The sequence below is a fragment of the Micromonospora sp. NPDC047753 genome (assembly GCF_040642735.1).
In the GTDB taxonomy this organism is placed as follows: domain Bacteria; phylum Actinomycetota; class Actinomycetes; order Mycobacteriales; family Micromonosporaceae; genus Micromonospora.
The window spans coordinates 1-9628 of record NZ_JBEYSL010000249.1; the positions used below are offsets into that span (position 1 = coordinate 1).

Here is a 9628-nt window from a genome sequence, read left to right on the forward strand (position 1 = left end):
ACCAGCACGGCCGGGTCGCGTCCGCACTGAGACTGAACGGCCAGCAGCAGTGCGCTACGACGAGCGGGCCTGCGGTGGTGGGGGTGGGGTGGGGTGGGGTACGTCGGGGGGCGTAGGGGCGGTGCCGCTCGTGGACGCACGTCGAGCGGTGTCTGCGCGGGCAGAATGACGGCCATGCGGCGAGGCGGGCAGTGGCGGTGGCCGGAGGTGGCTGCGGATGCCGTGCTCGCCCTGGTGCTGCTCGGGTTCGGATTGCTCGCCACCGGTCTGGCCGGGGACAACCAGCCGGGGTCGAGGCCGGTGGACGCCCTGAGTCGGGTGCTGATCGCCGTCGCGGCGTTCGCCCTGCTGGTGCGGCGGCGTGCTCCGGTCGCCGTCCTCGCCGTGGTCACAGTGGCCACCTCGACGTACCTGCTGATCGGCTACCCGTACGGGCCGATCCTGGTCACGTTCCTCGTTGCGGTCTACACCGTGGCCGTGTGGCTGCCGGTGCGAACGGCGGCGCTCGCCACCGGCGGCGCGTTCGTTCTGTTGTTGGCGCACGTCTTCTTCGGGCGGGGGCCCGCGCCGGGTTGGACGGGAGTGCTGCCCGCGTCGGCCTGGGTGGTCGTACCGTTCGCGGTGGGGGTGGTGGTGCGGGTGAGCCGTGAGGCGACCGCGCGTACCCGTGCCGAAGAGGCCCGCAGCCGAGTTGAGCAGGCGCGACGGCAGGCCGACGAGGAGCGGCTGCGCATCGCGCAGGAGGTGCACGACGTGGTGGGGCACGGGCTGGCCGCGATCAGTATGCAGGCGGAGATCGCCCTGCACCTGCTGCCGAAGCGGCCGGAGCAGGCGGAGGTGGCCCTGACAGCGATCAGCCGGACCAGCCGCGAGGCGCTGGACGAGCTGCGGGTCACCCTGGGTGCGGTGCGGCGGGGCGCCGAGCGCGAGCCGGTACCCGGCCTGGCCCGGCTTCCAGCGCTGCGCGACCGGCTGGCCGGGGCGGGGCTCGCCGTCGAGGTACGCGTGGTCGGGGAGCCCAGGGAGGTGCCGGCCGCGGTCGACCTGGCCGCGTACCGGGTGGTGCAGGAGGCGTTGACAAACGTGCTGCGTCACGCGGGAGTGGCGAGCGCGGAGGTGACAGTGGACTACCGCGTCGACGAGGTGACCGTCGAGGTCACCGACCGGGGGGCAGGTGCCGACCGCGCCGGGACGGCTCCGGCCGACGGCGAGGGCGGCCACGGTCTGGCCGGCATGCGCGAGCGGGTCGCGGCGCTGGGCGGGCGGTTGACCACCGGGCCGCGCTCCGGGGGCGGGTTCCGGGTGTACGCCGGGCTGCCCGTGGAGCCGACCACGTGATCCGGGTGCTGATCGCCGACGACCAGGATCTGGTCCGGCTCGGGCTGCGTGCGCTGGTGGAGAGCGAGGACGACCTGGCGCTGGCCGGCGAGGCGTCCGACGGGCTGCGGGCGGTCGAGTTGGCTCGTCGGGAACGGCCGGACGTGGTGCTGATGGACATCCGGATGCCCGGCATCGATGGCATCGAGGCGACCCGCCGGATCGTCGCCGACCCCGACCTGACCAGCACGCGGGTGGTGGTGCTCACCACCTTCGAGCTGGACGAGTACGTCTTCGACGCGCTGCGGCACGGTGCGAGCGGGTTCCTCACCAAGGACACCAGACCGACTGAGCTGCTGCGCGCGATCCGGCTCGTCGCCGAGGGGGAGGCGCTGCTGTCGCCGTCGGTGACCCGTCGGGTGGTGCGGGAGTTCGCCACCCGGCCGTCCCGGGTGCTTCGTCCGCACCCGCGACTGGAGGCGCTGACCGATCGGGAGCGTCAGGTCGTCGGCCTGGTCGGTGAGGGCCTGAACAACGAGGAGATCGCCGCACGGTTGGTGGTCAGCCCGGCGACCGCGCGGACCCACGTCAGCAGGGCGATGGGCAAGCTGGGAGCCCGGGATCGGGCCCAGCTCGTCGTGTTCGCGTACCAGTCGGGGTTGGTGTCGGGGTGAGGCCCGGGCCGGGCGACAGCGGCCCTACGGCCGGGCGGTTACCCTAGCGGTGGCCGGACTCCGCAGTGCCGGCCGTGTTGTGCCCGCCGGAACACTGACAAACGGGATGTTCGCGTGTTTGACACCTTGAGTGACCGCCTGTCCGGGATCTTCACCAAGCTCCGCGGCAAGGGGCGGCTCACCGACGCCGACATCGACGCCACCGCGCGCGAGATCCGCCTCGCGCTGCTGGAGGCGGACGTCGCGCTGCCGGTGGTCAAGGGCTTCATCGCGGCCGTCAAGGAGCGGGCCCGCAGCTCCGAGGTCTCCCAGGCGCTGAACCCGGCTCAGCAGATCATCAAGATCGTCAACGAAGAGCTGATCACCGTGCTCGGCGGCGAGGGCCGGCGGCTCCAGTTCGCCAAGCAGCCGCCGACGGTGATCATGTTGGCCGGCCTCCAGGGTTCCGGTAAGACGACCCTCGCCGGCAAGCTGGCCCGCTGGCTGAAGGGCCAGGGGCATCAGCCGCTGCTCGTCGCCGCCGACCTCCAACGCCCCAACGCCGTCGGGCAGCTCCAGGTGCTCGGTGGCCGGGCCGGTGTCGAGGTGTACGCCCCGGAGCCCGGCAACGGCACCGGTGACCCGGTGCAGGTGGCCCGCGCGTCGATCGAGCACGCGAAGCGCGCCGCCCGCGACATCGTCATCGTCGACACCGCCGGCCGCCTCGGCATCGACGCCGAGATGATGCAGCAGGCCGCCGACATCCGTGACGCCGTCTCGCCGGACGAGGTCATCTTCGTCATCGACGCGATGGTCGGTCAGGACGCAGTCCGCACCGCCGAGGCGTTCCGCGACGGCGTCGGCATCACCGGTGTGGTGCTCTCCAAGCTCGACGGCGACGCCCGTGGTGGTGCCGCGCTGTCGGTCCGCGAGGTCACCGGGCAGCCGATCCTGTTCGCCTCCACCGGTGAGAAGCTGGAGGACTTCGACGTCTTCCACCCCGACCGGATGGCCAGCCGGATCCTCGGCATGGGCGACGTCCTCACTCTGATCGAGCAGGCCGAGCAGGCCTTCGACTCCGATCAGAAGGAGAAGATGACCGCCAAGCTGATGGGCGGTGAGCAGTTCACCCTTGACGACTTCCTCGACCAGCTCATCGCGGTGCGGCGGATGGGCCCGATCGCCAACGTGCTGGCAATGATGCCGGGCATGGGGCAGATGAAGGACCAGCTCGCCGATCTGGACGACAGTCACTTCGACCGGGTCACCGCGATCATCCGGTCGATGACCCCGGGCGAGCGGACCAACCCGAAGATCATCAACGGTTCCCGCCGGGCGCGCATCGCCAACGGGTCTGGCGTCACCGTGATGGACGTCAACCAGCTGCTCAACCGCTTCGCCGACGCGCAGAAGATGATGAAGCAGATGGGCGGCATGATGGGCCTGCCCGGCGGTGGCCGCCGCAAGGCGACCAAGTCGCCGAAGAACAAGCGCAAGGGCACCAAGGGTGGCGGTCGTCCGCGTACCGGCGCCGGCGCCGGGATGCCCGCCGGTTTCCCGGGCGGCATGCCGCAACTCCCGCCGGGGATGGACCCGAACGACCTCGCTGGCGGCCAGGGCCTGCCGCCCGGCTTCAAGCTTCCGAAGATCGACTTCAACAAGCTCGGCAAGGGCGGCGACAAGGGCCCGCGCTGACGTGTGTCGGTAACGGCGCGGGACGACCTGCTCGCCCCCGACGGGGAGTGATCGGGTAGGACTGTGCGCATGGCTCTTCATGTGCGCGGCGTTCTGCTCCCCGACGACGAGGTCCGGGATCTCTGGCTGGTCGGCGACCGGGTGACCTTCACCCCCGTACCCGATGCCCAGACCGTCGTCGACGGCGGCTTCGTGTTGCCGGGGCTGGTCGACGCTCACTGCCACATCGGCATCGCCCGAGGTGGCGCCCCGATCACCTCGCTCGACCAGGCCCGCGCGTTGGCCCACGTCGACCGGGACGCCGGGGTGCTGGCGATCCGGGATGCCGGCTCGCCGTACCCGTACCCCGAACTCGACGACGAGCCGGACCTGCCGCGACTGGCCCGCGCGGGCCAGCATGTCGCCCCGCCGAAGCGCTACCTGCGCGACATCGGCGTGGAGGTCGACGCGACCGAGGTGGCCGCCACTGTTGCCGCGCAGGCACGGGCCGGCAACGGCTGGGTCAAGCTGGTCGGCGACTGGATCGACCGTGGCGTCGGTGACCTGGCGCCGGCCTGGGACGCGGACACCCTCACCGCCGCCGTGCAGGCGGCGCACGACGCCGGGGTACGCGCCGCGGTGCACACCTTCTCCGAGTCGGCAGTCGAGATCATGGTGCGGGCCGGGGTGGACTCGGTGGAGCACGGCACCGGGCTCAGCCTCGACCTGATCGACGAGATGGCCCGTCAGGGCACCGCCCTGGTGCCCACGATGATCAACATCGCCACCTTCGGGGGCATCGCCGAGCAGGCGCGAGGCAAGTTTCCCGGGTACGCCGACCACATGCTCGCGTTGCGCGACGGCTTCCCCGAGGTGGTGCGTGCCGCGTACGAGGCTGGCGTGCCGATCTACGTGGGCACCGACGCCGGTGGCGGCATCGATCACGGGCTCGCCGCCGAGGAGATGCTGCTGCTGCACGAACGGGCCGGCATGGCACCCATCGACGTCCTCGCCGCCGCCTCCTGGGGCGCCCGCGCGTGGCTCGGCTTCGCCGGCCTGGTCGAAGGCGGCCTCGCCGACCTGACCGTCTACCCCGAAGACCCCCGCAGTGACCTGCGCGTCGTCCGTGCCCCGTCGCGTACGATCCTTCGCGGCCGCGTCATCCGCTGACCCCCCGCGAGCGCCACACCGCCCGGCCCCGGCCGAGCCGGCCGGGTCGCAGGATCGCGCTCGAACCAGGATGAAATGGCCTCCGCGTTGGAGGATGCCACTACATCCATGATCGGGCGCGATCTTGGCCGTGGTAGCGAGATCAGGCGGGCCCGAGAGGGATCCCCGCAGCATCGGGGATGTTGCTGCCTCTTGCGCACCTGAGGCCGCAACATCCGGGAAGTTGCGCGGGCGAGGGCTGCCTGACCGGCTCAGTTGCCGGACATGATCTCCCGCATCAGCTTGGCGGTCTCGGTCGGCGTCTTGCCGACCTTGACGCCGACGGCCTCCAGCGCGGCCTGCTTCGCCTCGGCGGTGCCGGCGGAGCCGGAGATGATCGCCCCGGCGTGACCCATGGTCTTGCCGGGCGGAGCGGTGAAGCCGGCGATGTAGCCGACCACCGGCTTGGTGACGTTGGCCTTGATGAACTCGGCGGCCCGCTCCTCGGCGTCGCCACCGATCTCACCGATCATGACGATGGCGTCGGTCTCCGGGTCGGCCTCGAACGCCGCGAGGGCGTCGATGTGGGTGGTCCCGATGATCGGGTCACCGCCGATGCCGACGCAGGTGGAGAAACCGATGTCGCGCAGCTCGTACATCATCTGGTAGGTCAGCGTGCCGCTCTTGCTGACCAGACCGATCCGGCCGGAGCCGGTGATGTCGGCCGGGATGATGCCGGCGTTGGACGCGCCCGGCGAGGCGATGCCCGGGCAGTTCGGCCCGATGATCCGGGTCCGCTCGCCCTGCGAGACGTTGTACGCCCAGAACGACGCGGTGTCGTGCACCGGGACGCCCTCGGTGATCACCACGGCCAGGTCGATCGCGGCGTCGATCGCCTCGACCACGGCGGCCTTGGTGAACTGCGGCGGCACGAAGATGACAGTGACGTCGGCCCCGGTCTGCGCCATCGCGTCCGCGACGGACGCGAAGACCGGCAGCTCGGTGCCGTCGAAGTCGACAGTCTGGCCCGCCTTGCGCGGGTTGACGCCACCGACGACGTTGGTACCGGCGGCCAGCATCCGCCGGGTGTGCTTGGAACCCTCGGAACCGGTCATCCCCTGGACGATGACCTTCGAGTCCTTGGTCAGCCAGATAGCCATGATCAGACCCCCGCAGCTGCCAGCTCGGCGGCCCGCTCGGCCGCGCCGTCCATGGTGTCCACCCGCTGCACGAGCGGGTTGTTCGCGCTGTCCAGGATCGCCCGGCCAGCCTCGGCGTTGTTGCCGTCGAGACGGACGACGAGCGGCTTGGTGACCTGCTCGCCGCGCTGCTCCAGCAGGGCCAGCGCCTGGATGATGCCGTTGGCGACCTCGTCGCAGGCGGTGATGCCGCCGAAGACGTTGACGAAGACGCTCTTCACGGCCGGGTCGGAGAGCACGATCTCCAGCCCGTTCGCCATCACCGCGGCGCTCGCGCCGCCGCCGATGTCGAGGAAGTTGGCGGGCTTGACGTTGCCGTGCCGCTCACCGGCGTACGCGACCACGTCGAGGGTCGACATGACCAGACCCGCGCCGTTGCCGATGATGCCGACCTCGCCGTCGAGCTTGACGTAGTTGAGGTCCTTGGCCTTGGCGGCCTGCTCCAGCGGGTCCACAGCGGCCTGGTCGACGAGCGCCTCGTGGTCCGGGTGCCGGAACGCCGCGTTCTCGTCCAGGCTGATCTTGGCGTCGAGCAGCAGCATCCGGCCGTCGCCGTTCTTGGCGAGCGGGTTGACCTCGACCAGGGTGGCGTCCTCGGCGACGAACGCCTGCCACAGGCCGACGGCGATCTCGACCACCTGGTCGGCGACCTCGGCCGGGAAGCCGGCGGCGGTCACGATCTCGCGGGCCTTGGCCTCGTCCACGCCCTTGACGGCGTCGATCGGGGCCTTCACGACCTTGTCGGGGGTCTCGGCGGCGACCTGCTCGATGTCCATGCCGCCGGCGACGCTGGCGATGCAGAGGAAGGTGCGGTTCGCCCGGTCGAGCAGGTACGAGAAGTAGTACTCCTCGGCCACGTCCGCGGTCACCGTGATCATGACCTTGTGGACGGTGTGACCCTTGATGTCCATGCCGAGGATGTCGGTGGCCCGAGCCACCGCCTCATCCGGGCCCTCGGCCAGCTTGACGCCGCCGGCCTTACCTCGGCCGCCGACCTTTACCTGCGCCTTGACGACCACACGGCCGCCAAGGCGTTCGGCGATCGCGCGGGCCTCTTCCGGGGTAGTGGCGACGCCGCCGGCCAGCACGGGCAAGCCGTGCCGCTCGAACAGGTCCCGCCCCTGGTACTCGTACAGGTCCACGATTGCGCGTCCCGTCCCGTCTCCGCGGCGCGCCGTCGCGCCGCCACCAGCGTTCAGAAAACAGCTTGACGCCTGTCATCAGTTGAAACAGGCCATTGGCCGCAGCCTAGCGAGGTCGGCACCACCGGCAACCGAGCGGGTGCACGGTGTGCGGTAATGCACAACCGAACATCAGGTGTGGCCGGTTTCCTGCCACAACTCCGGTGGCATCCACCGTCCGGGCGATGTTGTCCGGCTTGCGTAACCCTGCCGTGGGGGCGTCGTTGAGTCAGATGTCGGAGCGCTGAACAGCGCAAAGACGGGATACGGCCGATGCCCTGTCGGTCGAGGGGTGGCGGCGGGGCATCGTGCATAGAGGGGCCGGACGTGTGAGGGGTGCGTCCGGCCCCTCCCCCGTGCCCAAAATCGGCGGGGCAGCAGTTCGGCGTTCCTCAGGAAACCGGCTGGGCCACGTTCTCGCGGACCCACTCGACAATCGCCTGGGTGGTAGCGCCCGGTGTGAAGATCTTCGCGACGCCCAGCTTCTCCAACTCGGGGATGTCGCCGTTCGGAATGATGCCGCCACCGAACACGACGATGTCGCGTGCGTCCCGCTCACCGAGCAGTTCCAGCACCCGCCGGAAGAGCGTCATGTGCGCGCCGGAGAGCACTGACAGGCCGACCGCGTCGGCGTCCTCCTGGATGGCGGTCTCCACGATCTGCTCGGGAGTCTGGTGCAGGCCGGTGTAGACGACCTCCATCCCGGCGTCCCGCAGGGCGCGCGCGACGACCTTCGCGCCCCGATCGTGGCCGTCCAGGCCGGGCTTCGCGACGACGACCCGAATCCGAGAGCTCATCAACGCACACCTTTCACCGGCTTGACCGCCTTCACCTTAACGAACGGTAACCCGGCGGGCCCGGCCCGGGAAATCCGGGCTCCGTCACCGGCCGTTACCCGACGCATCCACCGCGCAACCCGGAGGTGGCCGACCCGGCTTCGCCAGAGCCACGCCGCTGGCAGGGCCGGGACACCATCCCGGCACCGTCCGGAGTCAAGCCGGACGACTCCGCCGGAACGGTCACGCTCGGCGACGAACGGGCAGCGACAGGGGCACCGTTCAGCGGCGCGATGCATGACAATCATGGACGCAAACGGACAGATCGACACGCCAATTTTTCGGTCTAGCTTGTGACTCGCCTGGCGGTTGGCTAACGTGTCCACGGTTGTCATCAGGTCCATGGACGGGTGACGACGCGGTCAGCGGACGTCTCACTGGAGTCTCAGGGGACACCCACCGGCCGCTTCGGAACCCCGACAACGGAGGGTGTGCGTGCGCCAGCGCCTGTCGTCTGAGCCCGATCGATATCGCGGTCGCCGCCGCGTACCCACCCCACCCCGCAGCCGTTACGCCGCTGTCGTCACCACCGCGTTCGTCGGTGCCGGCATCGTGGCCCTCGGCGCGAGCGCCCTGCCGGACGCCAAGGACGTCAGCCCGACGGTCCTCGACGAGCTCAAGCAGGCGTCGGTCACCAGCCAGGACGCAGCGGCCCGTGCGGACAACGCCGACCGCGCCTCCCGGGACAGCCGCAGCAAGGACAGCGCCGAGCAAGAGGTCTGGCTGCTGCCGCTGCAGGGCTACGACTTCAACTCCCCGTACGGCGTCCGCTGGGGCAAGATGCACACCGGCGTGGACCTGGTCGCCCCCGAGGGCACGCCCTACGTGGCGATCCACGACGGGCTGGTCACCAAGGCCGGCTGGTTCGGTGGGTACGGCAACGCCGTGATCGTCCAGCACGCCGACGGCAGTGAGGCCATCTACGGCCACTCCTCCGCGGTCAGCGTCAAGGAAGGCCAGCAGGTCAAGGCGGGCGACCAGCTCGGCCTCGTGGGCCAGACCGGCCACGCGTACGGCACGCACCTGCACCTGGAGATCCATGTCAAGGGGCAGCCGGAAGACCCGGTGCCGTTCCTCCAGGAGCGCGGAGTGGACATCAAGCTGCAAGTCGAGGCAATCTACAGCGAGGTAGCCGCCTCCTGACGGCGCGTAACGACCGTTGACCGCCCGGATCTGTCGATCCGGGCGGTTTTTCGTCACCCGGTCCTGGCGGATGTATCCCGGGTCACAGTGCCGGATGTGACCGACGGCACCCGCCAACATGATCACTTTTCCGGATGTAGCGCCGCACAGCGGGTCATATCCGGCAGCCGACCATCCGCTCTCCGCACGAGGGTTCGGTCCCCCCGCCTGCCCCACCTCGGCCCGACACCAGTATTTCGAGGTCAAGTGCCCCTCGACTGTGAAGGTCCGCCGTGCAGGAAGACAGCCCCGTCCAGAACGAGAACACCCCCGACACCGACCAGACCGCGCCGTCGCAGCGCACCGGCCGACGCAACCGCCTCATCGTGCTCGCGGCCGCCGCCCTGGTAGCCCTCGGCGCTACCTCGGCGGCCCGTTCTCGCCCCGCTCCAAGAAGGCGCTGGAGCTGTCCCTGCGGGAGGCCCTGCGACTGCGAC

At 70.4% G+C, this 9628-nt stretch carries 8 protein-coding genes and 1 pseudogene; 6 read left to right on the top strand and 3 right to left on the bottom strand.

The window, feature by feature from the left end:
• The first annotated feature begins 174 nt into the window (after positions 1-174).
• The 4 genes from ABZ749_RS20590 (at position 175) to ABZ749_RS20605 (ending at position 4814) form a co-directional block, all read left to right on the top strand.
• Complete coding sequence (locus tag ABZ749_RS20590; RefSeq protein WP_357229992.1) at positions 175-1338, top strand: sensor histidine kinase; 1164 nt, start codon at positions 175-177, stop codon at positions 1336-1338.
• The gene (locus tag ABZ749_RS20595; RefSeq protein WP_357229994.1) at positions 1335-1991 is read left to right on the top strand and encodes a response regulator transcription factor; all 657 of its coding nucleotides are present in this window, start codon (positions 1335-1337) and stop codon (positions 1989-1991) included. Before ABZ749_RS20590 ends, ABZ749_RS20595 begins: the two co-directional genes overlap by 4 nt.
• 114 nt (positions 1992-2105) lie before the next feature.
• Positions 2106-3665, top strand: a complete 1560-nt coding sequence (ffh, locus tag ABZ749_RS20600; RefSeq protein WP_112581984.1) for a signal recognition particle protein — start codon at positions 2106-2108, stop codon at positions 3663-3665.
• Positions 3666-3734: 69 nt separating this feature from the next.
• Positions 3735-4814: an amidohydrolase family protein gene (locus tag ABZ749_RS20605; protein ID WP_357229996.1), complete on the top strand. Its 1080-nt coding sequence runs from the start codon at positions 3735-3737 to the stop codon at positions 4812-4814.
• 251 nt (positions 4815-5065) lie between these two features.
• Here the strand turns inward: ABZ749_RS20605 and sucD are convergent, their stop codons facing one another.
• From sucD to ABZ749_RS20620, 3 genes are all read right to left on the bottom strand, one after another.
• Positions 5066-5953, bottom strand: coding sequence for a succinate--CoA ligase subunit alpha (gene sucD / locus ABZ749_RS20610; protein WP_355010054.1), 888 nt, complete (start codon positions 5951-5953; stop codon positions 5066-5068).
• A gap of 2 nt (positions 5954-5955) precedes the next feature.
• Positions 5956-7134 carry an ADP-forming succinate--CoA ligase subunit beta gene (gene sucC / locus ABZ749_RS20615; RefSeq protein WP_091406357.1) on the bottom strand — a complete coding sequence of 393 codons (1179 nt, stop codon included), beginning with the start codon at positions 7132-7134 and terminating at the stop codon, positions 5956-5958.
• A 431-nt stretch (positions 7135-7565) separates the two neighbouring features.
• Entirely contained in the window at positions 7566-7970 is a 405-nt protein-coding gene (locus ABZ749_RS20620) for a cobalamin B12-binding domain-containing protein (protein WP_088987674.1), read from the bottom strand.
• 474 nt (positions 7971-8444) lie between these two features.
• Between ABZ749_RS20620 and ABZ749_RS20625 the strand changes: the two genes are divergently transcribed.
• Both ABZ749_RS20625 and ABZ749_RS20630 read left to right on the top strand, forming a co-directional pair.
• Positions 8445-9152, top strand: coding sequence for a M23 family metallopeptidase (locus ABZ749_RS20625; RefSeq protein WP_357229998.1), 708 nt, complete (start codon positions 8445-8447; stop codon positions 9150-9152).
• A gap of 272 nt (positions 9153-9424) precedes the next feature.
• Positions 9425-9628, top strand: a pseudogene (locus ABZ749_RS20630) (hypothetical protein); the annotation flags it as partial.

Bases quoted from the DNA above. Each gene is read 5' to 3' on its own strand.
- ABZ749_RS20590 (WP_357229992.1), top strand. From the start codon at position 175: ATGCGGCGAGGCGGGCAGTGGCGGTGGCCGGAGGTGGCTGCGGATGCC.
- ABZ749_RS20605 (WP_357229996.1), top strand. From the start codon at position 3,735: ATGGCTCTTCATGTGCGCGGCGTTCTGCTCCCCGACGACGAGGTCCGG.
- sucD (WP_355010054.1), bottom strand. From the start codon at position 5,953: ATGGCTATCTGGCTGACCAAGGACTCGAAGGTCATCGTCCAGGGGATG.
- ABZ749_RS20620 (WP_088987674.1), bottom strand. From the start codon at position 7,970: ATGAGCTCTCGGATTCGGGTCGTCGTCGCGAAGCCCGGCCTGGACGGC.